This is a genomic window from Streptomyces sp. NPDC092296, assembly GCF_044755465.1.
In the GTDB taxonomy this organism is placed as follows: domain Bacteria; phylum Actinomycetota; class Actinomycetes; order Streptomycetales; family Streptomycetaceae; genus Peterkaempfera.
This window is the reverse complement of the sequence record NZ_JBIVRB010000011.1, coordinates 1-26578: the sequence shown is the minus strand read 5'-3', so window position 1 is coordinate 26578 and position 26578 is coordinate 1. Positions and strand designations below refer to the sequence as shown.

At 74.9% G+C, this 26578-nt stretch carries 17 protein-coding genes; 5 read left to right on the top strand and 12 right to left on the bottom strand.

All coding sequences use genetic code 11. The features are described from left to right. Positions 1 to 27 precede the first annotated feature (27 nt). The gene (locus tag ACIQGZ_RS21680) at positions 28 to 966 is read left to right on the top strand and encodes a helix-turn-helix domain-containing protein (RefSeq protein ID WP_402604084.1); all 939 of its coding nucleotides are present in this window, start codon (positions 28 to 30) and stop codon (positions 964 to 966) included. Between the two features lie 14 nt (positions 967 to 980). Here the strand turns inward: ACIQGZ_RS21680 and aceE are convergent, their stop codons facing one another. The 3 genes from aceE to ACIQGZ_RS21665 all read right to left on the bottom strand — a co-directional run bounded on the left by aceE (position 981) and on the right by ACIQGZ_RS21665 (position 4917). Further along, positions 981 to 3668: a pyruvate dehydrogenase (acetyl-transferring), homodimeric type gene (aceE, locus tag ACIQGZ_RS21675; RefSeq protein ID WP_402604081.1), complete on the bottom strand. Its 2688-nt coding sequence runs from the start codon at positions 3666 to 3668 to the stop codon at positions 981 to 983. A 68-nt stretch (positions 3669 to 3736) separates the two neighbouring features. Beyond that, the gene (locus ACIQGZ_RS21670; RefSeq protein ID WP_402604427.1) at positions 3737 to 4405 is read right to left on the bottom strand and encodes a GntR family transcriptional regulator; all 669 of its coding nucleotides are present in this window, start codon (positions 4403 to 4405) and stop codon (positions 3737 to 3739) included. Positions 4406 to 4554: 149 nt separating this feature from the next. Continuing rightward, positions 4555 to 4917, bottom strand: a complete 363-nt coding sequence (locus ACIQGZ_RS21665; RefSeq protein ID WP_402604078.1) for a four-helix bundle copper-binding protein — start codon at positions 4915 to 4917, stop codon at positions 4555 to 4557. A 275-nt stretch (positions 4918 to 5192) separates the two neighbouring features. Here ACIQGZ_RS21665 and ACIQGZ_RS21660 point away from each other — a divergent pair, with 275 nt between their 5' ends. The 3 genes from ACIQGZ_RS21660 (at position 5193) to ACIQGZ_RS21650 (ending at position 12409) form a co-directional block, all read left to right on the top strand. Continuing rightward, a complete protein-coding gene (locus ACIQGZ_RS21660) occupies positions 5193 to 6713 on the top strand; it encodes a hypothetical protein (RefSeq protein WP_402604424.1) in 1521 nt (506 codons plus the stop codon). 112 nt (positions 6714 to 6825) lie between these two features. After that, positions 6826 to 7677, top strand: a complete 852-nt coding sequence (locus ACIQGZ_RS21655; protein WP_402604421.1) for a hypothetical protein — start codon at positions 6826 to 6828, stop codon at positions 7675 to 7677. Between the two features lie 91 nt (positions 7678 to 7768). Continuing rightward, a complete protein-coding gene (locus ACIQGZ_RS21650; RefSeq protein ID WP_402604075.1) occupies positions 7769 to 12409 on the top strand; it encodes a hypothetical protein in 4641 nt (1546 codons plus the stop codon). Between the two features lie 432 nt (positions 12410 to 12841). Here the strand turns inward: ACIQGZ_RS21650 and gndA are convergent, their stop codons facing one another. The 7 genes from gndA to mmuM all read right to left on the bottom strand — a co-directional run bounded on the left by gndA (position 12842) and on the right by mmuM (position 21169). Further along, the gene (gene gndA / locus ACIQGZ_RS21645; protein ID WP_402604073.1) at positions 12842 to 14278 is read right to left on the bottom strand and encodes an NADP-dependent phosphogluconate dehydrogenase; all 1437 of its coding nucleotides are present in this window, start codon (positions 14276 to 14278) and stop codon (positions 12842 to 12844) included. 136 nt (positions 14279 to 14414) lie between these two features. After that, entirely contained in the window at positions 14415 to 14750 is a 336-nt protein-coding gene (locus tag ACIQGZ_RS21640; RefSeq protein ID WP_402604071.1) for a hypothetical protein, read from the bottom strand. Positions 14751 to 14962: 212 nt separating this feature from the next. Further along, positions 14963 to 16558, bottom strand: a complete 1596-nt coding sequence (locus tag ACIQGZ_RS21635) for a glycerol-3-phosphate dehydrogenase/oxidase (RefSeq protein ID WP_402604069.1) — start codon at positions 16556 to 16558, stop codon at positions 14963 to 14965. 151 nt (positions 16559 to 16709) lie between these two features. Next, positions 16710 to 18251, bottom strand: a complete 1542-nt coding sequence (gene glpK, locus ACIQGZ_RS21630; protein ID WP_402604066.1) for a glycerol kinase GlpK — start codon at positions 18249 to 18251, stop codon at positions 16710 to 16712. 103 nt (positions 18252 to 18354) lie between these two features. Beyond that, positions 18355 to 19074 (bottom strand): MIP/aquaporin family protein, encoded by a 720-nt coding sequence (locus ACIQGZ_RS21625; RefSeq protein ID WP_402604063.1) that lies wholly within the window; start codon positions 19072 to 19074, stop codon positions 18355 to 18357. 291 nt (positions 19075 to 19365) lie between these two features. Beyond that, a complete protein-coding gene (locus ACIQGZ_RS21620) occupies positions 19366 to 20130 on the bottom strand; it encodes an IclR family transcriptional regulator (RefSeq protein WP_402604061.1) in 765 nt (254 codons plus the stop codon). 97 nt (positions 20131 to 20227) lie between these two features. Continuing rightward, a complete protein-coding gene (gene mmuM / locus ACIQGZ_RS21615; RefSeq protein WP_402604058.1) occupies positions 20228 to 21169 on the bottom strand; it encodes a homocysteine S-methyltransferase in 942 nt (313 codons plus the stop codon). Between the two features lie 550 nt (positions 21170 to 21719). On the opposite strand from mmuM, the gene ACIQGZ_RS21610 reads away from it, so the two are divergent. Further along, a complete protein-coding gene (locus tag ACIQGZ_RS21610) occupies positions 21720 to 23759 on the top strand; it encodes an acetoacetate--CoA ligase (protein WP_402604056.1) in 2040 nt (679 codons plus the stop codon). An 18-nt stretch (positions 23760 to 23777) separates the two neighbouring features. Here the strand turns inward: ACIQGZ_RS21610 and ptsP are convergent, their stop codons facing one another. Together ptsP and ACIQGZ_RS21600 are read right to left on the bottom strand one after the other, a co-directional pair. Beyond that, positions 23778 to 25442, bottom strand: coding sequence for a phosphoenolpyruvate--protein phosphotransferase (gene ptsP, locus ACIQGZ_RS21605; protein ID WP_402604053.1), 1665 nt, complete (start codon positions 25440 to 25442; stop codon positions 23778 to 23780). A gap of 41 nt (positions 25443 to 25483) precedes the next feature. After that, positions 25484 to 25933, bottom strand: a complete 450-nt coding sequence (locus tag ACIQGZ_RS21600; protein ID WP_402604050.1) for a PTS glucose transporter subunit IIA — start codon at positions 25931 to 25933, stop codon at positions 25484 to 25486. Positions 25934 to 26578: the final 645 nt, after the last annotated feature.

Below are 26578 nucleotides of genomic sequence, written 5' to 3'. Positions count from 1 at the left end.
TGCCCGCCAGCACCCGGAGGAGCCCCGTTGTCCCCGAACGCCCGTGCGGCACCCACCCGTGCGGCACCCACCCGTGCGGCAGCCACCCACCCCCCGACGATCCGCCCGGCCCCGGCCCCGGCCACCGGCAGCGTCGGACCCCTGCTGCGCGGCTGGCGCGAGCGCCGCCGGGTCAGCCAGCTGGAACTGGCCCTCACCGCCGACAGCTCGGCCCGCCACATCAGCTTCATCGAGAACGGCCGGTCCCGGCCCAGTCGGGAGATGGTGCTGCGGCTGGCCGAGCACCTCGACGTGCCACTGCGCGACCGCAACGCGCTGCTGGTCGCCGCCGGATACGCCCCCGCCTACCGCGAGTCGTCCTTCCACGACCCGGACGACCCCGGCATGGCGGCGGTCCGCACCGCCGTCGACCAGCTGCTCCGCGCCCATGAGCCCTATCCGGCCGTGGTGCTGGACGCCACCCATGACGTGGTCGCCGCCAACAGCGGCATGGCGCTGCTGCTGGACGGCGTGCCCGAGCGGCTGCTGCGGCCCCCGCTGAACCTGATCCGGCTCGCCCTGCACCCGGACGGGCTGGCACCCCGGATCGTCAACTTCGGCCAGGTCCGCCGGCACCTGCTGGACCGGGTCGAGCGGCACCTCGCACTCTGGGACACCGAGCCGCTGCGCCGATTGCACACCGAGGTCAGCCGCTATCCCGCCCCCGACCCGGCCCCCGCCCCCGACCCGGCCCCGACCCCCGGCGCCGACCACCACCACGCCCCCGACGAGCACCCGGCCGCAGCCGCGGTGGCGCTGCCGGTCCGGCTGCGCACCGCCACCGGGGAGCTGTCCTTCGTCAGCACCATCGCCACCTTCAACTCCCCGCTGGACGTGGCGGTCTCCGAGCTGGCCATCGAGATGTTCCTGCCCGCCGACCCGGCCACCGCCGACGCCGTACGCCGAAGACGGCCCGCCACCGGCTGACCCCGGCGCCCGCCTCAGCCGCCCACCCCGTAGCGGGCCGCCGCCTTGGGCACCAGCCCCGGGTCCACCTCCCCCCGGCGGGCCAGCGCCGCCAGCGCGGCCACCGCGAGCGAGCCCGGGTCGACGCCGAAGTGCCGCCGGGCGTTCTCCCGGCTGTCGGAGAGCCCGTAGCCGTCGGTGCCCAGCGAGGTCCAGTCCTGCTCCACCCAGGGCCGGATCTGGTCCGGCACCGCGCGCATCCAGTCGCTGACCGCCACCACCGGCCCGGGGGCGCCGCGCAGCACCCGGGTGACATAGGGCAGCCGGTCACCGGCCGCCCCGGCGGTGGCGGCGGCGAGGTTGGCCGCGTCGCAGGCCAGCGCCTCCCGGCGCAGCTCGGTCCAGGAGGTGGCGGACCAGACGTCGGCCGCCACCGACCAGTCGTCGGCCAGCAACTGCTGCGCGGCCAGCGCCCAGTGCACCGCCGTCCCGGAGGCCAGCAACTGCACCCGGGGCGCGTCGGCCCCGGCGTCCGGCGCCTCCCGGTACCGGTACAGCCCCCGGGCGATGCCCTCGGCGCTGCCCGGCGGCATCGGCGGCTGCGGCAGCGGCTCGTTGTAGACCGTCAGGTAGTAGAAGACGTCCTCGGCGTCCGGGCCGAACATCCGGCGCAGCCCCTCCCGCACGATCACCGCGATCTCATAGCCGAACGCCGGGTCGTAGCAGACCGCCGCCGGGTTGGTGGAGGCGATCAGATGCGAGTGCCCGTCGGCGTGCTGCAACCCCTCGCCGGTCATGGTGGTCCGTCCGGCGGTGGCCCCCACCACGAAGCCGCGCCCCAACTGGTCGCCCAGCGCCCAGAACTGGTCGGCGGTGCGCTGCCAGCCGAACATCGAGTAGCAGATGTAGAAGGGGATCATCGGCTCCCCATGGGTGGCGTACGAGGTCGCGGCGGCGGTCAGCGAGGCCAGCGAACCGGCCTCGGTGATGCCCTCGTTGAGGATCTGGCCGTCCCGCGCCTCGCGGTAGTACAGCAACTGGTCGCGGTCGACCGGCTCGTAGGTCTGGCCGTGCGGCGAGTAGATCCCGGCGGTGGGGAAGAGCGACTCCATGCCGAAGGTGCGGGCCTCGTCGGGCACGATCGGCACCCAGCGCCGACCGGTGTCCCGCTCCCGCATCAGGTCCTTGACCAACCGGACGAAGGCCATGGTGGTGGCGACCGGCTGGCTCCCCGACCCCCGCTCCAGCGCCTCGAACGGCCGGGCGGACGGTTCGGGCAGCGGCTTGCGGACCACCCGGCGGGCCGGGGCGGGGCCGCCGAGTGCGGCGCGGCGCTCGCGCAGGTAGCGGAGTTCGGCGGAGTCCTCGCCGGGGTGCGCGTACGGCACCAGTCCGTCACTGAGCGCCCGGTCCGGGATGGGCAGCTCCAGCAGGTCCCGCAGCGCGCGGAACTCCTTGCCGCTGAGCTTCTTCATCTGGTGGTTGGCGTTGCGCGCCGCGAAGCCGGGGCCGAGTGTCCAGCCCTTGACGGTCTGCACCAGCACCACCGTCGGCGCGCCCCGGTGCTCCACGGCCGCGCGGTAGGCCGCGTACACCTTGCGCGGTTCGTGCCCGGCCCGCGAGGTGCCGACGATCCCGGCCAGCTCGTCATCGGTCAGGCCCTCCGCCAGGGCGCGGAGGGCGGGGTCGGCGCCGAACAGGTGCTGCCGGATGTAGCCGCCGTCGCGGGCCGCGTACGTCTGGAACTGCCCGTCCGGGATCTCACCGAGGCGGCGTACCAGGGCGCCGTCGGCGTCCCGGGTCAGCAGGTCGTCCCAGGCGCTGCCCCAGAGCGCCTTCACCACGTGCCAGCCCGCCGCCCGGAACTGCCGCTCCAGCTCCGGCACGATCCGGGAGTTGCCCCGGACCGGCCCGTCCAGCCGTTGGAGGTTGCAGTTGACCACGAAGGTGAGGTTGTCCAGCTGCTCCCGCGCGGCCAGCCCGAGCGCGGCGGTCGCCTCGGGTTCGTCCGTCTCGCCGTCGCCGAGGAACGCCCAGACCCGGCTGCGTGAGGTGTCCTTGATGCCGCGCGCGTGCAGATACCGGTTGAAACGCGCCTGGTAGATGGCGGACAGCGGGCCCAGGCCCATCGAGACGGTGGGGAACTCCCACAGCCACGGCAGCCGGCGCGGATGCGGGTAGGAGGGCAGGCCGTCGCCGCCCGCCTCCTGCCGGAAGCGGTCGAGCTGCTGCTCGGTCAGCCGCCCTTCGAGGTACGCGCGGGCGTAGACGCCGGGGGAGGCGTGGCCCTGCACATAGAGCTGGTCGCCGGAGCCGTCGGCCTCCTTGCCCCGGAAGAAGTGCTGGAAGCCGACCTCGTACAGCCAGGCGGCGGAGGCGTACGTCGACATGTGGCCGCCGAGGCCGCCGCGCGCGTTGCCCCGGGTGACCATGGCGGCGGCGTTCCACCGGTTCCAGGCGGTGATCCGCCGCTCCAGCTCCTCGTCGCCGGGGAAGGGCGGCTCCTCGGCGGTGGGGACGGTGTTGACGCCGGGGGTCTCCAGCAGCGGCGGCAGGTCGAGCCCGGCGCGCCCGGCGTGCTCGACCAGGCGGCGCAGCAGGTACGCGGCCCGGTGCGGTCCGGCGAACCGGGCGGCGCCGTCCAGGGACTCGCGCCATTCGGCGACCTCCGACGGATCGCGGTCGGGCAGCTGGTCGAGTTGGGACACGGTCACTCCAGTCATTCGTTGATGAACGATGATCGATCAAAATCGGCCGCAAGGCAGCCCCGGGCGCCGCCGTGCCGGACGGCTCAGGGCCGTTCGCCCGACCGGTGCGCATAGCCGAGCACATGCTGCTCCAGCAGCAGCCCCGCCGCCGGGTCGCCCTGGCGGAAGGCGGCGATGATCGGCTCATGGTCGGCGGCGTTCTCGTGCAGTTCGGTGCGCAGCCAGCGCAGGGACAGCCGGGTCCACAGCTCGATGCCGAGCGCCTCCCAGCTGCGCAGCAGCACCTGGTTGCCGGCCGCGCGGACGATCTCCTCGTGGAAGGCCACGGCGTGCCGGATCTGGCCGTCCACGTCCTGGGTGGCGGCGGCCTCGGACATCCGTGCGACATGCCGCTCCAGGGCCGAGGTGTCCTGCGCCAGCCTGGGCAGGGCGAGTTCGGCCGCCAGCCGCTCCAGTGCGGCGCGCACCGGATAGGTCTCGGTGATCCGTTCGGGGGTGAGCTGCCTGACCCGTACGCCCCGGTTGGGGGAGGTCTCCACCAGCTGCATGGCCTGCAGATCCCGCAGCGCCTCGCGGACCGGCGCCTGGCTGACGCCCAGGTCGGCGGCGACCCGGCGCTCCACGATCCGGTCGCCCGGCTTCCAGCGCCCGTTCAGCAACTGCTCCAGCAGCACCCGCCGGATCTGGTCGCCCAGCGGCACCCGGGAGAGGCCGTCGTCCGGCAGCCGGAGCGGGGAGGTGTCGGCGGCCACGGCATACCCCAATCTGAGCGATGATCGATCAAAACCAGCATAACCCATCCCCGCCGGACCCCGCCGACGCCGACCGGTCCCGTACAGCGACTCGACCGGGAGCGGTCGCCGACCACCCCCGGCCGAGTCGCCGGCCAGCCGGTCAGGCGTCAGGCGCGCGCGACGGCCATGCTGCGGCACATCTCGGCACACCTGGCGCAGCTCTCCGCGCACTTGGCCAGCTGGGCGTCGCCGGGCATCGACCGGCACGCCTCGGCGCACATGTCACAGGCCCGCGCGCACATCTCGCACATCTTGGTGCTGAGCGGCGAGCGGCGCATCATCATGTCCGCACACATCCGGGTCATGTCCGTACAGTCCATCAGCGCCCGCATGATCTGCGCGTCGAGCCGGCCGCCCTGCTGGAGGCAGTAGCTCATCGTCTCCTCGCACATGCTGTGGCAGGCGAGGCACGCCTCCACGCACTCCTGCATCTCCTTGCTCATCCGGGTCATCCCACCGGTCTGCTGCATGACGCCTCCTGGGCGTGCGGGAGCCGACTTGTCCGGCTCCGTGTGGTTCTGTCCTACGTCCCGGCGGTCCACCCGGCAATACGGGCGGGCCGGGCGTGGAAACCCGGGCCCCGCACAGCCGTTAGGGTGATCATGGACGTGCCGCAGCCGCCCGATCCGCGCCCGACCCCCACCGCCGGAACCCCGGCCAATAGGGGCGTTTGGGGCGTTGTCAGTCCCAACCTCTAATCTTGACCACCGTGACCACGACCGCCGACCAGACCGCCGCGCAGGCCCTGCCACGGCCCGCCGCGCCCCCGGCCCCGCCCCGGGCGGCGGGCGGCCGACCCGCGCCGGGCCCCGCCGCCGACGAGGGCCTCGCCCGCCGGCTCAAGGCGCTGGCCTGCACCGCGCCACTGCACGACCTGGACGCCCGCAAGGTCAACCTGGCGGGGGAGTACTCCGGCTACGCCATGGCCGAGGTCGGCCTCGCCGCCATCGACCTGGTCACCCTGCACATGGACTTCGACACCGGCGCCGACCGCGACCTGGTGCTGGCCCGCCTGCTGCCCCGGGTCACCGCCCAGCACCCACAGCGCCCCACCGCCGAGCACGAGCGCGTCGCCCGCTGGGTGCTGGAGTCGCTGATCAACGTCGGCAGCGTCGACCGGGGCTTCCGCGCCGTGTACGGCACCTTCGGCCCCGACGGCGGATACGTCCGCCGGGACTACGACTTCAAGCTGATCGAGGAGGTGCCGGGCCCCGGTGGCGGCGTCTATCTGCGCACCACCGACGAGGCGGTCAACGTCCTGGTCGGCGCCCTGGACACCGACGTCACCTCCGCCCAGATCGCCGCCGAGGTCAAGCTGGAGGTGCTGATCCGCCGGGGCCGGCTGGCCGACGCCCAGCTCGCCGCCGAGCAGGCCCGCTACCGCACCGTCCAGTACGCCGAGACGCTGCGCCGCGCGCTGGACGCCACCCGGCGCAACGTCCGCGCCGTCGACTGGATGAGCGCCGTCCCCGACATGATCGCGGAGGCGCTGGACCACGTGGCCGACCGCTACCGCCACGAGAACGCGATCCTCACCAACATCCGCCGCGCCCGCGACGAGTCCGAGGAGCCCGAGCACAAGCGCCGCGCCGCCGAGCTGGTCGACATCGTCAAGGACTGCATCCGCCGCCACACCCAGCTGCAGACCCGCCTGCTGGAGGCCGGGCCGCTGTTCCGCGCCGAGCAGGACCGCCAGGCGTTCGCCGCGCCCGCCGGCCGGGCCGGCATCGACCTCTACGGCCAGCTGCTCGCCCCGCTGCTCCCGCTGCCGGTGGAGCGGGCCATCCGCCCCACCGACGCCTTCTTCGCCCGGGGCACCGGCCTGCGCACCCCCACCGCCGTCCGGGTCACCGACCTGGTCGACCTGCTGCTCACCCCGCCCGTGGAGCGCGAGCACCTCGGCGCGGAGCTGCCCGAGCCCGACCTGGTCGCCACCCCGGACGACAGCCGCTTCTCCGAGGAGCAGTTGGACGCCGCCCTGCACCTGCTCGACCTGCCCCCCGACGCCCCGCGCCGGCTCTCCGGCCTGCTCGCCGAGGCCCGCCGCCAGGACCCCGAACTGCCCCATCTGATCGCCCTGCTGGCCGTGCACGCCGCCTCCCCGCCGGTCGGCACCGCCTACCGCCAGGGCGAGGACCGGCTGCTCTTCGCCGTGGACGACGGCACCGTGCTGGCCGACCCCGAGTTCGGCGGCGCCGACCTGATCGTCGGCAGCGCCCTGCTGGACGCCGCCGGGATGGCGGCCGAGCGCGCCGAGTCCACCTGATGCCCCCGCAGCCCGTACCCCCGCAGCCCGTACCCCCGCACGCCGCACCGCCGCAGCCCGAGGAGTCCCGCCCGTGACCACGCCCACCGATGCCCACGTCGCGGCCGATCCGGTGCCCGGCGAGGGCGGCCACGAGCGCACCGCCCCGGTCACCCCGGCCGACGTGGCGGACGCCTCGCGGCTGGTCTCCTTCGGCCTCCAGCCCAAGCTGCCGCCCGCCCGGGACGCCGAGTACGGCGAGCTGGTCCGCCGCTACCGCGAGGACCCGCCCTTCGCCCGGCTGGCCGACGCGGTGGCCACCGGCCTCGGCCTGGTGGTGCTGGAGGTCTCCCCGCGCGCCGGGATGGCCGTCGCCGCCGCCGAGGACTCCGTCTTCGCCGTCCGGATGGGCGACTACTCCCGCCGGGCCGCCTCCGAGTCCACCGACCGCTTCCTGCACGGCCTCGCTCACCTCGCCGTCGCCGCCATGGCCTTCCCCCGCCCGGAGGACCTGGCCGACGACGGCTACCTCGGCCGGATCACCGTCAACGGCGTGGACGCCTTCGTCCGCCAGGCCTGCCGCCGCCTGGAGGAGCGCGCCGCCGTCGACGGCGCCAACACCGACCCGGCCAGCGACGCCCCCGGCCTGGAGGCCGCCTGGCGGATCTGGGCCCGCCGCAGCGCCACCGGGGCCACCAAGGACGCCCGCAGGCTGGCCGGCTCCACCATCGGCATCGTCGGCAAGGCCGTCTCCTTCCTGGTCGACTCCGGCTTCCTGCAGAAGGCGTCCGACGACTCCGGCGGCACCTACCGCACCACCGCCCGCTACCAGCTCCAGATCCGCGACCTGGCCGGCAGCGCCGCCCTGGCCGAACTCCTCGATCTCGGCGTCGTCCCCGTCACCGACGGCACCGCCACCCTGCTGCCCGCCGACGACTCCGACGAGCTGGTCGCGGACGCCGGCCTGCCGTTCCACTCCCTCTGACCGACCCGGCCACCGGCCCCGGCCGACCCCGAACGCGATCCCCCGAACCCCAGCCACCACCGATGCCAGCCGCGCAGGAGAACCCCGCCCCATGTACGAGCTCAACCGGGTCCGCCTCTACTCCATCGGGCCGGCCGGCGCGCGCTACGCCGACACCGTGCTCGACCTGCGCGGCGTCGGTGAGCCCGTCAGCGACCCCGCCCCCCAGCAGCCCGGACTCTTCGGGGACGAGCCCACCGGCCCGCCCCGCCGCCCCGCCCCGGCCGGCGTGCTCTTCCTGGAGAACGGCGGCGGCAAGTCCGTCCTGCTGAAGCTGATCTTCTCGGTGATGCTCCCCGGCCACCGCAACACGCTCGGCGGCGCCAGCTCCGGCGTGCTGCGCAAGTTCCTGCTCGCCGACGACTGCGGCCATGTCGCCCTGGAGTGGCAGCACACCGTCACCGGCGAGCCGGTCGTGGTCGGCAAGGTCAGCGAGTGGCGCGGCCGCCAGGTCTCCTCCGACCCCCGCAAGTTCGCCGAGCTCTGGTACTCCTTCCGACCCGGCCCCGGCATGACCCTGGACTCCCTCCCCGTGGCCGAGCGGGTCGTCCTGCCGCCGGTGCCCGGCCCCGCCGCCCCCGGCGACGAAATCCCGCGCCCCCGCTCCCGGGGCCGCCGCCGCACCATGAAGGGCTTCCGCGACGCCCTCACCGAAGCCGGCAAGGCCAACCCGCACCTCGACGTCACCTTCGTGGAGATCCACGACCGCTGGAACGAGCACCTCGGTGAGCTGGGCCTGGACCCGGAGCTCTTCCGCTACCAGCGCGAGATGAACGCCGACGAGGGCGAGGCCGCCGGCCTCTTCTCGGTCAAGAACGACTCCGACTTCACCGACCTGCTGCTGCGCGCCGTCACCGACACCCGCGACACCGACGGCCTCGCCGACCTCGTCCACGGCTTCGCCGCCAAGCTCGGCCGCCGCGCCGAACTCACCGCCGAACGCGACTTCACCGCCGGCTCCCTCGACCTGCTCCAGCGCATCTGCGACACCGCCGCCGCCCGCGAGACCGTCCGCGAGACCCACCGCGCCGCCGACCGGCGCGCCCGCCGCCTCGCCCGCGCCCTCGCCGCCCGCGCCACCCTGGAGCGCGACCGCGCCCACGACCTCGCCGTCGAGGTCGCCGCCGCCGCGTCCGCCGTCACCGCCGCCGAGACCGACCGCACCCACCACTCGCTGATCACCGCCGAGCTGACCCACCGCCACGCCACCCTCGGCCTGGCCGCCGCCACCACCGCCGCCGCCGCACTCCGCCGCGAACTCACCGACGCCCGCACCCTGCACGCCGCCTGGCAGGCCACCGAAGCCGTACTGCGCCACCGCGCCGCCGCCGACCGCTCCACCAGGGTCGCCACCGCCATCCGCGAGGCCGAGCGCGACGCCGCACCCGCCCTCGCCGCCCGCGCCCGCGCCGCCGCCGCCCTGGTCCGCGCCCTGGAGGCCGCCGCCACCGAGGCCGAGGGCCAGGCCGACCGGGAGGAGTCCCGCGCCGCCGGCCTCCAGGGCGACGGCGAGACCGCCCACCGCGACGCCACCGCCGCCGCCACCGCCGCCCAGAAGGCCCGCAGCGAGGCCGAGCACCTGCGCCAGCGCCTGGCCGAGGTCGAGCAGGAGACCCGCGCCGCCGTCGAGGCCGGCTGGATCGAGGACGCCCCCGGCGGCGCCGCCCCCGGCGACCCCGCCCGCGCCGCCCTGCACGCCGCCGACGCCGAACAGGCCGCCACCGCCGCCCTCGCCCAGGCCCGCGCCGCCGCCGAGCGGGCCACCGCCCGCACCCGCGAGGCCGCCGCCGCCGAGAGCCGCGCCGAGCTGGCCGCCGCCCGCGCCGCCGACGCCCGTACGGCCGCCGAGACCGCCCTCGCCGCCGAGCACCGCACCGCCGCCCTGCTCGCCGCCGAACCCCGCCTCGCCGGCCTGCTCTCCCTCGCCCCCTACCAGGGCGACGACACCGCCGACGGCACCCTCACCCCCGCCCTGCTGGACACCGCGGCCGAGGACCTGCGCGACCAGCTGGACAGCGCCATCGCCTCCGCCGAGCGCACCCTCTTCGAGCTGCGCACCGCCGCCGCCGACGACTCCCGCATCCTGGCCGCCCTCGGTGACGGCGGCCTGCTGCCGCCCGGCCCCGACGTCCTCGCCACCGTCGAACACCTCGGAGAGCACGGCATCCCCGCCCTGCCCGGCTGGCGCTACCTCGCCCAGTCCGTCGACCCCGCCGACCACGACCGCATCCTCGCCGCCCGCCCCGAGCTGGTGGACGGCGTCGTCGTCACCGACCCCGCCTCCCTCGACCGCGCCCGCGACGCCCTCGGCAGCGCCGCCCTGCTGCCCCGCTCGACCGTCGCCGTCGGCACCGCCGCCGCCCTGATCGCCCCGCCCCCGGGCGACGACCCCCGCGATGTCTTCCTCGTCCCGCCGAACCCCGCCATGCACGACGAGCGCGCCGCCGACGACGAGCGCCGCCAACTGCGCGCCCGCGCCGCCGCCCGCGACCAGCACATCCGCGAGCTCGCCGCCCGCCTCGGCGGCGACCGCGCCCTCGCCGCCCGCCTCGCCGGCCACACACCCGGCCGACTCGCCGAACTCGCCGCCGCCGCCGAGCAGGCCCGCGCCGCCGCCGAGCACGCCGCCGCCGTGCTCGCCGCCGCCCACGCCGAGCACGCCGAGGCCGAGGACGAGCGGAGCACCGCCGCCGCCGTCCACGAGGAGCGCCGCGACGCCGCCCAGCAGGCCCGCCGCAGCGCCGACGCACTGGCCGGGCTCGCCTTCCGGCTGCGCGAGCGCGCCAACTGGAACCGCCGACTGCGCGAACTGGCCGACGACACCGCCGAATGCGAACGCCGCCAGCAGAGCTGCGCCGAGCGCGCCCGCACCGCCGACGAGGACCGCCGCGCCGCCCAGCGGACCGCCGACGACGCCCGGCGCACCGCCCGCGCACTGCGCGCCGAACGCGCCGAGATCACCGGCACCGACCGGCTCGACCCCGCCGCCGCCCCCGACCAGCCCGCCGACACCCCCCGGCCCTCGCTGCCCGCCCTGCGCGAGGCGTACCGCGCCGCCTCCCAGCTGTACGAGAAGGTGGGCGTCGGCGCCGACCTGCGCGCCGAGCAGGCCCGCGCCGAGAGCGACGAGACCGCCGCCCAGGCCGAGCTGGACCGGCTCACCAACAAGGTCCGCACCCGCGCCGAGGAACTGCTCGACGGCACCGAGGGCGCCGACGGCCCCTCCCGCCAGGCCGCCGCCGCCCGCGCCGAAGACCTCGTCCAGACCATCGAGGCCCGCGCCGCCACCGCCAGTGAGCAGCTGGGCCGACTGCGTGGCGAGGCCGAGCGGTCCGCCCCCGCCGGCGGCGACGCCCACACCGAACTCCCGGCCCACCTCGTCCCCACCGACCCCGACCACGCCCAGCTGCTGCTGCGCACCGCCACCGCCGAACTGGCCGAGTGCGGCGAGCGCCTGGAGACGGCCCGTACCGAGCACCGCGAGCTGGTCCGCGCCCACGAGGCCGCCCAGACCGCCGCCGCCGACTTCGAGGAGATCGCCGCCCAGCTCCGCGACGGCCTGCGCGACACCCCGCCCGGCGACGAACCCGAGCAGCCCGCCGAGCCGCACCCCGGCACCCTCACCGAGGCCCGCGCCGCCGCCGCCGACACCCGCCGCACCCTGCGCGCCGCCGCCGCCGACCTCTCCGCCGCCGAGCTGGCCGTCCGCGACACCTGCGACGTGCTGATCCGGCACGCCAACGCGGCCCGCTACGAAGCCGTACGCACCCCCGCCCGCCAGCAGATCCGCGAACTGCCCGCCGCCGCCCTGCCCGAGCACGCCGCCGCCTGGGCTGCCGCCTTCGCCCCCCGGCTGCGGGTCCTCACCGACGAGCTGGTCCAGCTGGAGCGCAACCGCGACAGCATCGTGGACCGGCTGCGCGGCCTGGTCGAGACCTCCCTCACCACGCTCCGCGCCGCCCAGCGGCTCTCCCGCCTCCCCGACGGCCTGGGGGAGTGGTCGGGGCAGGAGTTCCTGCGCATCCGCTTCGACGACCCGGACCACGCCGTCCTGGTGGAGCGGCTCGGTGAGGTCATCGACGAGGCCACCCGGGTCACCGTCCGCAAGAACGGCACCGAGACCTCCAACTGGGCCCGCCGCGACGGCATGTCCTTGCTGCTGCGCGGGGTGCACGCCGCCATCGGCCCCAAGGGCGTCTCGGTGGAGATCCTCAAGCCGGACGCGGTGCTGCGCGCCGAGCGGGTCCCGGTCAGCCAGATGAACGACGTCTTCTCCGGCGGCCAGCTGCTCACCGCCGCCATCGCCCTGTACTGCACCATGGCCGCCCTGCGCGCCAACGACCGGGGCCAGGCCCGGCTGGGCCACGCCGGCACCCTCTTCCTGGACAACCCCATCGGCCGTGCCAACGCCACCTATCTGCTGGAGCTCCAGCGGGCCGTCGCGGACGCCCTCGGCGTGCAGCTGATCTACACCACCGGGCTGTTCGACACCACGGCGCTGGCGGAGTTCCCGCTGATCATCCGGCTGCGCAACGACGCGGACCTGCGGGCCGGGATGAAGTTCATCTCGGTCGAGGAACACCTGCGCCCCGGCCTGCCCACCCCACCCGACCCCGACGCCGCCGCCATCCACGGCGAAATCACCACCACCCGCATGTTCCGCCGCCCCCCGGACCCCGCCCCCACCCCCTGACCACCCCGTCAGGGGCGCGGGGAACTGCGCGCCCAGCCACCCCCACGCCCCAAGCCATCTCTCCGGCCCCGGCCCCGGGCCCCGGTATGAACCGCCCGTGCCCGGGTTGCCCCGTCAGGGGCGCGGGGAACTGCGCGCCCAGCCACCCCCACACCTCAAGCCAGCCCTCTTGCCCCGGCCCCGGCCCCCGTACAACCCCCCGCCCCCGAACACCCCGTCAGGGGCGCGGGGAACTGCGCGCCCAGCCACCCCCACACCTCAAGCCAGCCCTCCTACCCCAGCCCGGCCCCCGTACAACCCCCCGCCCCCGAACACCCCGTCAGGGGCGCGCTGACCAGGCCGAACCACCCCCACCCGCCCAAGCCGAGGGGGTGTGGCGGACTGCGCACCCAGCCCGCCACACCCCCCGCTACCGGACCCGCCGAGCGGGTCTCAGCCCTGCACCTCGCGCCGGTCCTCGCCCCACATGGTGTGGAACGACCCCTCCCGGTCCACCCGCCGATAGGTGTGCGCCCCGAAGAAGTCCCGCTGCGCCTGGGTCAGCGCGGCGGGCAGCCGCTCCGCCCGCAGCCCGTCGTAGTACGCCAGCGCCGCCGAGAAGCCCGGCACCGGCACCCCCAGCTGCGTGGCGGTGGAGACCACCCGCCGCCAGGAGTCCTGCGCCCCGCCCAGCGCCTCCGCGAAGTACTCGTCGGCCAGCAGCGTCGGCAGGTCCTCCCGGCCCTCGTACGCGGCGCGGATGCGGTCCAGGAACCGCGCCCGGATGATGCAGCCGCCCCGCCAGATGGTGGCCATCGCCCCGGGGTCGATGCTCCAGCCGTACTCCGCGCTGCCCGCCAGGATCTGGTGGAAGCCCTGCGCGTACGCGACCATCTTCGACGCGTACAGCGCCTGCTCCACGTCGTCCGCGAACCGGTCGTGCGCCGCGCTGTCCAGCCAGGTCTCACTGGGGCCGGGCAGCTGCCGCGCCGCCGCCCGCAGGTCGGCGTGCCCGGAGAGCGACCGGGCGAAGACCGCCTCCGCGATGCCGCTGACCGGCACCCCGAGGTCCAGCGCGATCTGCACCGTCCAGCGCCCGGTGCCCTTCTGCTCGGCCTGGTCCAGCACCACGTCGACGAACGGCTTGTCCGTCTCCGCGTCCATGTGCGCCAGCACCTCGGCGGTGATCTCCACCAGGTAGGACTCCAGCCGCCCGCCGTTCCAGGTCCGGAAGACCTCGGCGATCTCGGCGGGCTTCATCCCGCCGACGTGCCGCAGCAGGTCGTACGCCTCCCCGATCAGCTGCATGTCGGCGTACTCGATGCCGTTGTGCACCATCTTCACGAAGTGCCCGGCGCCGTCCGGCCCGACGTGCGTGCAACAGGGCACGCCGTCCACGGTCGCGGCGATGTCCTCCAGCAGCGGGCCGAGCGCGGCGTACGACTCCGCCGAGCCGCCGGGCATGATGGACGGCCCGTTGAGCGCGCCCTCCTCGCCGCCGGAGATGCCGGTGCCCACGAAGTGGATGCCGCGCTCGCGCAGCGATGCCTCCCGCCGCCGGGTGTCGGCGAAGTGCGCGTTGCCACCGTCCACGATCATGTCGCCGGGCTCCAGCAGCGGCGCGAACTCCTCGATCACCGCGTCGGTCGGCTGCCCGGCCTTGACCATGATCACCAGCCGCCGGGGCCGCTCCAGCGACGCCACGAACTCCTCGGCGGTCTCGGCCGGCACGAAGACGCCCTCGTGGCCGTACTGCTCCACCAACTCCCTGGTACGGGACGCGGTCCGGTTGTGCACCGCCACCGGATGCCCGTGCCGGGCGAAGTTGCGCGCCAGATTGCGGCCCATGACCGCCAGTCCGGTGACTCCGATGCGTGCCTGCTGCACCATGTCTGAAACTCCCGCCTTGTTGTGGGGCCGCCTATCGTCGCGCATTCCAGCCTGCCGCGCGAGAGTGATCTCTGCACGTGGACAGGGGGCGGCGGCTACCCAGCGCAACCGCTGGTCAGCGCGGTGCGGCCCGGACTCAGGCGGGGCGCGGCCGGTGACCGCGCGGCGGCCGGCCGGGGCCGCCCTGGGGCGTCCAGGCCGGGTGCGCGTCGCTGCTCCAGACGCGCTGGGCGGCGATCTGGCGGGCGATCCAGATCTCCAGCAGGCACCAGGTGGAGGCGAAGAAGCCCAGCGCGGTGACCAGCACCGCCGGCACGAACAGCCAGCCGTCGGCCAGCGAGGCGAGGAGGGTCACCATCACGGAGACCAGGGTGAAGGAGAACGAGATCCAGGCGCGCACGGCCGCCGAGCGCACCTCGTCGGGCAGCCGCCCACGACGGGCGGCGCGGTCGGTACGGCGGGTGACTCCCATTCCACGGCCCCCTCCGGGTGGCGGCATGGCGGCGCGACGGACGTGCCGCCCGCCCACACACTGCCCGATACGGCCCGGTTCATGCAGGCGAATGACGGGTAATCACCCGATCCGGTAGCGCTCCGGCGGCCACCCGCGCGCGACCCGACCGGCACGCCCCCCGCGCCCGTCCATGCCCCCCTGACCACCCGTTCGGTCGCCCCGCCCCGCGTTCAGTCGCCCCGCCGCCCGGTCAGGAACTCCTCGACCCGGGTGCGGACCTCGGGGGTGTCCAGCCCGCGCACGGTCACGGTGGTGCGGCGGCGCAGCACGTCGTCCGCCGTACAGGCCCACTCGCGGTCGGCGGCGAAGGCGACCTGCGCCCAGACGTCCGGCCCGTCGGGGTGGATCGGCTCGCCCAGCGCCGGGTCGGCGGCGATCAGCCGGGCCAGGTCGAAGGCGAAGGTGCCGTAGTGGGAGGCCAGGTGCCTGGCGACCAGCGGCTCCATCCCGCCGCCGGACGCCTGGTCGGCCAGCAGCCGGTGGGCGACCGCGCCGGGCGCGCCGACGCCGGGCAGCGGCACGGTGCGCGGGAAGTCGGCGATGTCCTGCGCCAGCCCGGCGCCGGGGGTCTGCCGGAGCTTCTCCAGTACGGTGCGGCCGATGTGGCGGTAGGTGGTCCACTTGCCGCCCGCGACGGACAGCATGCCGCCCCTCCCCTCGCTGACGACGGTCTCGCGCCTGGCGGCGGCCGTGCCGCCGGGGCCGCCGGGCAGCACCCGCAGCCCGGCGAAGGCGTAGCTGATCAGTGAGCGGTCCAGGTGCTCGTCGCGGACGGCGTGGGCGGCCTCACCGAGGATCTGGTCGGTGTCGGCATCGGTGGCCCGCACCTCGGCCGGGTCGCCGGTGTACTCCTCGTCGGTGGTGCCGAGCAGGACGTGGTCCTCCCAGGGGATGGCGAAGGAGACCCGGTACCTGTCGATCGGGATGGTGAGCGCGGCCCGCCAGGGCGCGCGGCGCCGCAGCACCAGATGGGCGCCCTTGGAGAGCCGGATGCTGGGCGCGGCCCCGGCGTCCTCCATCCGCCGCAGCCGGTCGACCCAGGGGCCGGTGGCGTTGAGCACCAGCCGCGCGTCCACGCCGAACTCGGTGCCGTCCAGCCGGTCCCGCAGCTCGGCGCCGGTGACCCGGCCGCCGGTGAAGCGCAGCCCGGTGACCTCGGCGTGGTTGAGCACGGTCGCGCCGGAGTCGACGGCGGCCCGTACGGTCATCACCGCGACCCGGGAGTCGTTCATCTGGTGGTCGCCGTAGACCGCCACCGAGCGCAGGCCGCCGGTGCGCAGCGCGGGCACCTGCCGGGCGGCGTGCGCGGCGGTGGAGACTCGGCCCGTGCCGTCGCGGAAGGCGGAGAGCGCGGAGTACAGCAGGACGCCCGCCCCGAGCTTGGGGACGCTGTGCGGGCCGCCCTTGTAGACCGGTACGAGGAAGGTGAGCGGGTTGACCAGGTGCGGGGCGATGTCGGTGGCCAGCGCCCGGCGCTCGCGGTGGTTCTCGGCGACGAGCCGGACGGCGCCGGTCTGGAGGTAGCGCAGGCCGCCGTGGACGAGCTTGGAGGAGGCGCTGGAGGTGGCGCCGGCGAAGTCGCCGGCGTCGACCATGGCGACCTTCAGCCCGGACTGCGCGGCGGTCCAGGCGACGGCGGTGCCCAGGATGCCGCCGCCGATGACCAGCAGGTCGTGGGTGGCGCCGCCGAGCAGTTCGCGGGTCTGCGCGCGGGGGGCGGTGCGGTGGGCGGTGCGGTGGGCGCTCCGGGGCGGGTTGGTGGCCATGGCGTGGTGTACGGCGGCCGGGTGCGGGCCCGGTGGCGCCGTGCCTCCTCTCTGGGGGTGTTCCGGGACGGGGGGGGTGTTCCGGGGCGGGGGGTGTGCCGGGGGCGCGTGGCGGGGGTGCGCGCCCCCGGCGGGGCGGGCGCGGGGCGGCTCAGCGGTCGGCGGGCTCGTCCTCGTCGACCCAGCCCTTGGTCCGCTCGACGGCCTTGAGCCAGTTGCGGTACTCGCGGTCGCGGGTCCGCCCGTCCATCCGGGGGGTCCATTCGGCGGCCCGGTGCCAGTTGGCCCGCAGCGTCTCCAGGTCGGGCCAGAAGCCGACGGCCAGCCCGGCGGCGTACGCGGCGCCCAGTGCGGTGGTCTCGGCGACGTACGGCCGCTCCACCGGCGCGTCCAGGACGTCCGCGATGTTCTGCATCAGCAGGTTGTTGGAGGTCATGCCGCCGTCGACCTTGAGGGCGGTGAGCTCCACCCCGGAGTCCTTGCGCATGGCGTCGACCACCTCGCGGGTCTGCCAGGCGGTGGCCTCCAGGACGGCGCGGGCCAGGTGGCCCTTGGTGACGTAGCGGGTCAGCCCGGCGATCACGCCCCGGGCGTCGGAGCGCCAGTACGGGGCGAACAGGCCGGAGAAGGCCGGCACGATGTAGGCGCCGCCGTTGTCCTCGACGGTCGAGGCGAGGGTCTCGATCTCGGCGGCGGTGGAGATGATGCCGAGCTGGTCGCGGAGCCACTGCACCAGCGATCCGGTGACGGCGATGGACCCCTCCAGCGCGTACACCGGCGGCTGCGCCCCGATGCGGTAGCCGACGGTGGTCACCAGGCCGTGGTAGGAGTTGACGACCCGGTCGCCGGTGTTGAGCAGCAGGAAGGTGCCGGTGCCGTAGGTGGACTTGGCCTCGCCCTCGTCGAAGCAGGTCTGGCCGAACAGCGCGGCCTGCTGGTCCCCGAGCGCGGCGGCGACGGGCACCCCGGCCAGCTCGCCGACCGCGTGGCCGTACACCTCGGCGGAGGAGCGGATCTCGGGGAGCACCGCGAGCGGTACGCCCATCGACTCCGCGATCCGCTCGTCCCACTCCAGGGTGTGCAGGTTCATCAGCATGGTGCGGGAGGCGTTGGTGACATCGGTGACGTGGACGCCGCCGTCCGGGCCGCCGGTGAGGTTCCAGATCACCCAGGTGTCCATGGTGCCGAAGAGGATGTCGCCCGCCTCGGCGCGCTCGCGCAGGCCCTCGACGTTGTCCAGCAGCCAGCGGATCTTGGGCCCGGCGAAGTAGCTGGCCAGCGGCAGCCCGGTCTCGCGCCGGAAGCGGTCCTGGCCGACGTTGCGGCCGAGTTCGCGGCAGAGGGCTTCGGTGCGGGTGTCCTGCCAGACCACGGCGTTGTGCACCGGTTTGCCGGTGGCGCGGTCCCACAGCAGGGTGGTCTCGCGCTGGTTGGTGATGCCGATGGCGCGGATGTCGTCCCTGGTCAGGTCGGCTTTCTCCAGGGCGCCGTGGATCACCGACCGTACCCGGGTCCAGATCTCGGCGCCGTCGTGCTCCACCCAGCCGGGCTGCGGGAAGATCTGGCTGTGCTCCTGCTGCTCGACGGAGACGATCCGGCCGTCGGCGCCGAAGACGATGCAGCGGCTCGATGTGGTGCCCTGGTCGATGGCGGCGATGTAGTTCCCGTGGGCGGAGGGCTGTCTGGTGGTCATGGGGCCTCATTCGGTGGGGGTGGGTGCCGTGCGTACGGGCCGTGCTGACGGCTGCCCGGTCGGGGCCGGCGGGTCCAGCCTGCCCGGTGCCGGGTGGGGAGGGTCAGAACGCCGCGTGGTAGAGCAGCCCGCCGAGCAGTCCGCCGACGGCCGGACCGGCGACCGGTATCCAGGCGTAGCCCCAGTCGGAGCCGCCCTTGTGCGGGATGGGGAGCAGCGCGTGCACCAGGCGCGGGCCCAGGTCGCGGACGGGGTTGATGGCGTAGCCGGTGGGGCCGCCGAGCGAGAGGCCGATGCCGACCACGGTGAGGGCGACGATCAGCACGCCGGTGCCGGACAGCCCGAGGCCCTTGGTGAGGCCCTGGGAGAGGATGCCGACGGTCAGCACCATGGTGCCGATGATCTCGGTGAGCAGGTTCTGTACGGGGTTGCGGATCTCGGGGCCGGTGGCGAAGACACCCACGGTCGGCCCCTCGTTGGCCCGGAACTGGCCGAGGTAGACCACCCAGACCAGGAGCGCGCCGACCACGGCGCCGAGCAGCTGGGAGCCCAGGTAGAGCGGGACCTTGCCCCAGTCGCCGCTGTCGACGGCGATCGCGAGGGTGACGGCCGGGTTGAGGTGGGCGCCGGAGAGGGTGGACGCCATGTAGGCGCCGACCAGTACCGCGAAGCCCCACCCGAAGGTGACGGCGAGCCAGCCGGCGCCCGCCGCCTTGGATCTCTTGAGGGTGACCGCGGCGCAGACGCCGACCCCCAGCAGGACCAGCACGGCCGTGCCGAGGGTCTCGCCGACGAAGATGTGGCCGTTGGAGAACGTGGACACTCCGCCTCCTTCTGTCGGGGCCCGGCGGGTGCTGAGCACCGCCCCGGGGCCCTGGTGACCGGCGCGCGGGGACGGCCGGTACGGGCGGTGGACCTCGGTGTTCGGGGGATTCGGAGGTGAAGTGGAATCCCGCCGTCCGTTGTTCGACAATGTCGACCGCCAGGCGGAAGTTTTCTCCTCGGTCCCCGCCGCGTCAAGACCGGGCCCCCGGCGCAGCCGGGGCCCGCCGACCACCCGTCATGTCACCCGCCGCGTACCGGAGGCGCCCCACCCCGCCCGGCGGACCGGGGCTCAGAACCGCGCGGCACCCAGGTCCCGGGAGATCGCCCGCGCCGCGTCCCGCACCGAGGCCACCAGCTCCGGCCGGACGAACGCCGACCCGCAGACCCGCTCCACCGCGCCGCTGATGCCGACCGCCCCCACCGGGTTGCACCGCCGGTCCTGGATCAGCGCGGCGGCCGACGCCACGCCCTCCCAGGTCTCCTCCACCGCCCCCGCCCAGCCGCGCTCCCGGGTCAGCGCGCACTCGGCGGCCAGCTCCGCCGGATCGGTCAGCGTCCGCGAGGTGTACGCCTTGAGCTCCGCGCCCGCCAACTCGCCGCGCGCCACCGGGTCGTACGCCAGCAGCACCTTGCCCAGCGCCGTGCTGTGCAGCGGCTGCATCGAACCGACCTCCAGCACCTGGCGGCTGTCGTCCGGGCGGAAGACATGATGGACGATCAGCACCCCGCGCTGGTGCAGCACTCCCAGGTACACCGTCTCGCCGGTGGCGCGGGCCAGGTCGTCCGCCCACACCAGGGCGCGCGCCCGCAGCTCGTGCACATCGAGATAGCTCTGCCCCAGCCGCAGCAGCTCCGCGCCCAGCTGGTACTTCCCGCTCTCCGGGTCCTGCTCGACGAAGCCCTCCTGCTGGAGGGTGCGCAGAATGCCGTGCGCCGTCCCCTTGGCCAGGCCCAGCGACGCGGCGACCTCGGAGAGGCCGAGCCGGCGTTCACCGCCGGCCAGCAGTCGCATGATGGCCGCAGCGCGCGAGAGCGACTGGATCGGGCCGGGCATCGCACACCTCCGCAGGGGGAGCGGTCGACAATGCCAAACGCCAGTGGAGTATGTCGACCGCTGCTGTCTCACCAAGAGTGTGCCAGGCCAGGCCCCTTCACTCCATTCCGACCCGGCCGGCCAGCGCGGCGGCCACCTGGGCGATCTGCGCCGGCCCCACCCGGCAGCACCCGCCGACCAGCCGCGCCCCCGCCGCCGTCCACCCCGGCACCGCCCCCGCCCCGAACACCGCCGGCCCCCGCCAGTCGCGCGCCGCCGCATCCCACCCCTCACCGCTGTTGGGGTACGCCACCACCGGCTTGCCGCCGACCCGGGCCGCCACCCGCACCGCCGCCGCCACCTCCTGCGGCGCACAGCAGTTCACCCCCACCGCGATCACCTCCTCCGCCTCCGCCGCGAGCGCGAACGCCTCCGCCAGCGGCTGACCCGCCCTGGTCCGCCCACCCGCCACGCTGTACGACAACCAGACCGGCACCCCCAGCCCCCGCACCGCCCGCAGCAGCGCCCGCGCCTCGACCACGTCCGGCACCGTCTCCAGCGCCAGCACATCCGGCCCCGCCCCGGCCAGCACCTCCAACCGAGGCCGGTGGAACCGCTCCAACTCGGCCACGCTCAACCCGTACCGGCCCCGGTACTCCGAGCCGTCCGCCGGCATCGCCCCGTACGGCCCCACCGAAGCCGCCACCCACAACGGCCGCCCCACCCCCGCCCGCTCCACCGCCTCCCGGGCCAGCTCCACGCTGCGCCGCAGCAGCCCGGCCGCCGCCCGCCGCCCGATGCCGCGCCGGGCGAAACCCTCGAACGTGGCCTGGTAACCCGCCCCCGTCACCACCTCCGCCCCGGCCGCCAGGTACGCCAGATGCGCCGCGACCAGCGCCTCCGGGTCGTCGGCCAGCAGCCGCGCCGACCAGAGCGCGTCGGACAGGTCGTGCCCGGCCGCCTCCAACTGGTTGGACAGCCCGCCGTCCAGCACCACCGGCCGCACGGCGAGCACCCCGGCCAGCGAGGGCCGGGGGAGCGGCGCGGGAGTCGGCTCCATCCGCCCACCGTAACGCCGAGCCGCGCCCCGCCCGAGGAACGGGCAGGGCCGCGGCCCGGGTGGAGCACCTTCAGCCGGTCGAAGGTGGACTGCGCGGCCTGAACCGCCGCATCGCCGTAGTCGGTCAGCAACCCCCCCCACCCACCCGGGGGCGCGAGGAACTGCGCGAGAAACCCCCCACCCCCGCAAACCCCACCCCAAAACCCCGCCCCAAAACCCCGCCCCCACCCCAGCCGGCCCCCCACCCACCCTCACCAGCCCTTCCCAACCCAGCGGCAACCCCCCACCCACCCAGGGGCGCGAGGAACTGCGCGAGAAACCCCCCACCCCCGCAAACCCCACCCCAAACCCCCGCCCCCACCCCCAGCCGGCCCCCCACCCACCCCCGCAAACCCCACCCTCAAACCCCACCCCAAACCCCGCCCCCACCCCACCCAGCACCCCCTGGCGCCCGCCACGCCCACATGGCAAGGTCACCCTGTCAGCACCGTCCACGCACCCCGCCGCCACCAGCCCCCACCGCCCCACCCTCCGGCCGGGAGACACCACCGTGAACACAACGCCGCAGGACGCCCCGGCAGCCGCCCCCCTCTGGCGCCCGGACCCCACCCGCGCCGCCGCCACCCGGATCGTCGCCTTCCAGCAGTGGGCCGCCCGCCACCACGCCGCCCCCACCGCCCCCCTGGCCCCCACCACGAACGACGCCCAGGCCGCAGCCCGCTACGCAGCCCTGCACGCCTGGTCCACCGAGGACCCCGGCCGCTTCTGGACCGCCCTCACCCAGTGGTGCGGCGTCCGCTTCAGCACCGAACCCAGCACCGCCCTGGCCGACCCCGCCATGCCCGGCGCCCGCTGGTTCCCCGGCGCCCGCCTCAGCTACGCCGAACACGCCCTGCGCCACGGCGAGGACCCCCGCCACGCCGACACCCCGGCCATCCTCCACCTGGACGAGACCACCCAGGAGCCGAAGCCCCTCAGCTGGGCCGAACTGCGCCGCCAGGTCGGCTCCCTCGCCGCCGAACTCCGCCGCCTCGGTGTACGCCCCGGCGACCGGGTCAGCGCATACGTCCCCAACGTCCCGCAGGCGATCGTCGCCCTGCTGGCCTCCGCCGCCGTCGGCGCCGTCTGGACCGCCTGCGCCCCCGACTTCGGCGCCCGCAGCGTCCTCGACCGCTTCCAGCAGGTCGAACCCGTCGTCCTCTTCGCCGTCGACGGCTACCACTACGGCGGCAAGGTCCACGACCGCACCGACACCGTCGCCGAGCTGCGCCGCCACCTCCCCACCCTGCGCGCCGTCGTGCACATTCCGCTGCTCGGCACCCCGGCCCCGGCCGGCACCCTGCCCTGGGCCGACCTCACCGCCGCCGACACGCCCCCGGTCTTCGAGCAGCTGCCCTTCGACCACCCGCTCTGGGTGCTCTACTCCTCCGGTACGACCGGCCTGCCCAAGGCCATCGTGCAGAGCCAGGGCGGCATCCTCGTCGAGCACCTGAAGCAGGCCGCACTCCACCTCGACCTCGGCCCCGACGACCGCTTCCTCTGGTACACCTCCACCGGCTGGATGATGTGGAACTTCCTCGTCGCGGGCCTGCTCACCGGCACCACCGTCGTCACCTACGACGGCAGCCCCGGCCACCCGGGGCCCGACGCCCTGTGGAGCGTCGCCGCCCGCTCCGGCACCACCGTGCTCGGCACCTCCGCCGCGTACGTCATGGCCGGCCGCAAGGCCGACCTGCACCCCGGCCGCGACCTGGACCTCTCCGCCGTCCGCTGCATCGGCACCACCGGCTCCCCGCTGCCCCCGGACGGCTTCCGCTGGATCTACGAGGAGGTCAAGCGGGACGTCTGGCTCGCCTCGGTCAGCGGCGGCACCGACGTCTGCTCCTGCTTCGTCGGCGGCGTCCCCACTCTCCCGGTCCATCTGGGCGAGATCCAGGCCCCCTGCCTCGGCGCCGACGTCCAGGCGTGGGACGCGCACGGCCTGCCGGTCATCGACCAGGTCGGCGAACTCGTCGTCACCCAGCCGCTGCCCTCCATGCCCACCGGCTTCTGGAACGACCCGGACGGCACCCGCTACCGCGAGAGCTACTTCGAGACCTTCCCCGGCGTCTGGCGCCACGGCGACTGGATCACCCGCACCGCACGCGGCACCGTCGTCATCCACGGCCGCTCCGACTCCACCCTCAACCGGCAGGGCGTCCGGATGGGCTCCGCCGACATCTACGAGGTGGTGGAGCGGCTGCCCGAGATCCGGGAATCCCTGGTCATCGGCGTGGAGCAGCCCGACGGCGGCTACTGGATGCCGCTCTTCGTCGTCCTCACCGAGGGCGCCGAACTGGACGACGCCCTGCGCGGCCGCATCCGCACCGCACTGCGCGAGCAGCTCTCGCCGCGCCACGTCCCCGACGAGGTCATCGCGGTCCCCGGCATCCCGCACACCCTCACCGGCAAGCGCATCGAGGTCCCGGTCAAGCGGCTGCTCTCCGGCGCCGCCCTCGCCCAGGCCGTCAACCCCGGCTCCGTCGACAACCTCGACCACCTGCGCTTCTTCGAGCGGCTGGCCCGCGACCGCGCCACCGGACCGGCCTGACGAACCGCCCCCCAGCGCTCATTCCCCGGAAAGGACATGCCGCCCGGCCGCCCGCGCCTGCTCTGCGGTGTCCGCCGTCCGGGCCGCAGCCGCCGCCCGCTCGCACTGCGCCAGGGTGTGCTTGGCCAGCGCCGCCCGCACCCGGGGCAGCGCCGCCGCACCCATCGACAGGCTGGTCACCCCCAGCCCGGTCAGTACGCACGCCAGCAGCGGGTCCGCCGCCGCCTCCCCGCACACCCCGCAGCCCTTGCCCGCCGCCCGCGCCGCCCCGGCCGCCGCCGCCACCAGGTCCAGCAGGGCGGGCTGCCACGGGTCCTGGAACCGGGCCACCGCCCCGACCTGCCGGTCCGCCGCGAAGGCGTACTGCGCCAGGTCATTGGTCCCCAGTGACAGGAACTCCACCTCCTGGAGGATCGACCGCGCCCGCAGCGCCGCCGCCGGGATCTCCACCATCACCCCGAACTTCGCCTGGAGCCCGGCCGCCCGGCAGGCGTCCGCGAACGCCCGCGCGTCGGTCCGGTCCGCCACCATCGGCGCCATCACCTCAAGGTGCACCGGCAACCCCTCGGCGGCCCTGGCCAGCGCCCTCAGCTGCGTCTCCAGCACCTGCGGATGGTCCAGCAGCGTACGCAGCCCGCGCACGCCGAGCGCCGGATTGGGCTCGTCGGCCGGGGTGAGGAACCCCAGCGGCTTGTCCGCACCCGCGTCCAGCACCCGCACCACCACCCGCCCCTCCGGAAACGCCGCGAGCACCTGCCGGTACGCCTCCACCTGTACGGTCTCCGACGGCGCCGAGCCGCCCAGGAACAGGAACTCGGTCCGGAACAGCCCCACCCCCTCCGCCCCCGCCGCCAGCGCCGCCGCCACCTCGCCCGGCCCGCCGACATTGGCCAGCAGCGGCACCCGGTGCCCGTCCGACGTCCTGCCCACGCCGGTACCGGCCGCCAGCACCGCCCTGCGCTGCTCGGCCACCCGCCGCAGCTCCGCCTGCCGCTCCCCGGACAGCCCGACCAGCACCTCGCCGGAACTGCCGTCCACCGCGACCACCGCGCCCTCTGCCAGATCCGTCGCCCCCGGCAGCGCCACCACCGCCGGCACCCCCAGCGCCCGCGCCAGGATCGCGCTGTGACTGGTCGGCCCGCCCTCCTCGGTGACAAAACCGAGCACCAGGTACGGATCGAGCAGCGCGGTGTCGGCGGGCGCCAGGTCCCGCGCGATCAGCACATACGGCTCGTCGCTGTCCGGCACCCCCGGCATCGGCACCCCCAGCAGCCGGGCCACGATCCGGTTGCGTACGTCGTCCAGGTCGGCCACCCGCCCGGCGAGGTAGTCACCCGCCGCCGACAGCAGCGCCCGATAGGCCGCGAACGCGTCGAACACGGCCCGCGCCGCGCTGCTCCCCACCGCGATCCGCCGCTCCACATCGGCGGTCAGTTCGGGGTCCAACGCCATCAGCGCCTGGGCCTCCAGCACCGCCTGCGCCTCGCCGCCGGCCAGGTTGCCGCGTGCCTGGAGGTCGGCCGCGACCGCGTCCACCGCCTGCCTGGCCCGCGCCTGCTCCCGGAGCGCCTGCCCCGGCGCGATCCGGGTGGCCGGCGGCTCCAGCACGGCCGTACCCATGTGCCGTACGGGGCCGACCGCCACCCCGTGGCTGACACCCACGCCTCGCAGCGTCTCTTCCATCTCACCCGTCTCCGCTCCGCGACCTCGTCAGCGCGGCCGGTTCAGCCCCAACTGAACAGCGCGCCGCCGCCGGCCACAAAACCGGTCTCCGCGACGTCGTGCAGTTGCTCGGCCGACGCCTCCAACGCCACCACCGGGCAGATCGGTGACATGCCCGCCGCCTCCACGGCCGCCGGGTCCCAGCGGATCACCGGCTGGCCGCGCTCGACCGAGTCCCCCTTCTTCACCAGCACCTCGAAGCCCTCGCCGTTCAGCTGCACCGTGTCGATACCGAGGTGGGTGAGGATGCCGTGCCCCTCGTCGTCCATGATCACGAAAGCGTGGGGGTGGATCGAGACCACCAGCCCGCCCAGCGGCGACACCACCGGCCCCGGCTCGCGCACGGGATCGATCGCCGTCCCCGGTCCGACCATCGAGCCGGCGAAGACAGGGTCGGGCACGGCCGCGAGCCCGATGGCCCGTCCCGCCAGCGGCGACGTCACGGTGGTCATGGTGGGAGCCTCCCAGGAGCGGAGCACAGCAACCGGCCGGGTGCGACGGCCGGCCTCAGAGGTCAGCCTAAATCATGGCAACTTGGACATTCGACGGCGATCCGAGCGGATTCGGTACGCGGCCGGACATCAAGTGGTCTAGTCCTCTCGGGCGTGTGCGCACTCTACGGCATCGGGGTGACCAGCACCGATACCCTGGCAGACCCTTCGTCGCCCCCCGGATGGCCCCACTCCTGCCGTGCGATCGGGTGAAACCGGCGCCGTTCGATTTGCATGGTCCGCCCGGCGGGAGGTACGGTCATCTTTCGCCGACGGAGAGGCGCTGGATCTTCATGGGTCCGCCACCTCCTGGCAACCACCCCACTCGACAGAACCCGGGCGTCATGCACGCGGTTCGGGGCGAGACGCACGATGCCGGACTGACGGCCCGTCAGGGCCGATTCGGCAAAAGGCGCCGAAGCCGCTAGTGTTGTGGATGTCGCCGAAAGCGGCCCCCTCTCCGGCGGGGAATCAGAAAAGCAGTAGCACCAAGCGGATCTGATAAGCTGGAGAAACCGAAGGGAAGCGCCCGGAGGAGCCTGTGAGAGGGTTCCGAAGGAAGCGTCCGTTCCTTGAGAACTCAACAGCGTGCCAAAAGTCAACGCC

What these genes read in the sequence shown, in the direction of transcription:
- glpK (WP_402604066.1), bottom strand. Translation starts at nt 18,251, where the DNA reads ATGACCACCAGACAGCCCTCCGCCCACGGGAACTACATCGCCGCCATC.
- ptsP (WP_402604053.1), bottom strand. Translation starts at nt 25,442, where the DNA reads ATGGAAGAGACGCTGCGAGGCGTGGGTGTCAGCCACGGGGTGGCGGTC.
- ACIQGZ_RS21640 (WP_402604071.1), bottom strand. Translation starts at nt 14,750, where the DNA reads ATGGGAGTCACCCGCCGTACCGACCGCGCCGCCCGTCGTGGGCGGCTG.
- aceE (WP_402604081.1), bottom strand. Translation starts at nt 3,668, where the DNA reads ATGACTGGAGTGACCGTGTCCCAACTCGACCAGCTGCCCGACCGCGAT.
- ACIQGZ_RS21620 (WP_402604061.1), bottom strand. Translation starts at nt 20,130, where the DNA reads ATGCCCGGCCCGATCCAGTCGCTCTCGCGCGCTGCGGCCATCATGCGA.
- gndA (WP_402604073.1), bottom strand. Translation starts at nt 14,278, where the DNA reads ATGGTGCAGCAGGCACGCATCGGAGTCACCGGACTGGCGGTCATGGGC.
- ACIQGZ_RS21650 (WP_402604075.1), top strand. Translation starts at nt 7,769, where the DNA reads ATGTACGAGCTCAACCGGGTCCGCCTCTACTCCATCGGGCCGGCCGGC.
- ACIQGZ_RS21600 (WP_402604050.1), bottom strand. Translation starts at nt 25,933, where the DNA reads ATGACCACCGTGACGTCGCCGCTGGCGGGACGGGCCATCGGGCTCGCG.
- mmuM (WP_402604058.1), bottom strand. Translation starts at nt 21,169, where the DNA reads ATGGAGCCGACTCCCGCGCCGCTCCCCCGGCCCTCGCTGGCCGGGGTG.
- ACIQGZ_RS21635 (WP_402604069.1), bottom strand. Translation starts at nt 16,558, where the DNA reads ATGGCCACCAACCCGCCCCGGAGCGCCCACCGCACCGCCCACCGCACC.
- ACIQGZ_RS21665 (WP_402604078.1), bottom strand. Translation starts at nt 4,917, where the DNA reads ATGCAGCAGACCGGTGGGATGACCCGGATGAGCAAGGAGATGCAGGAG.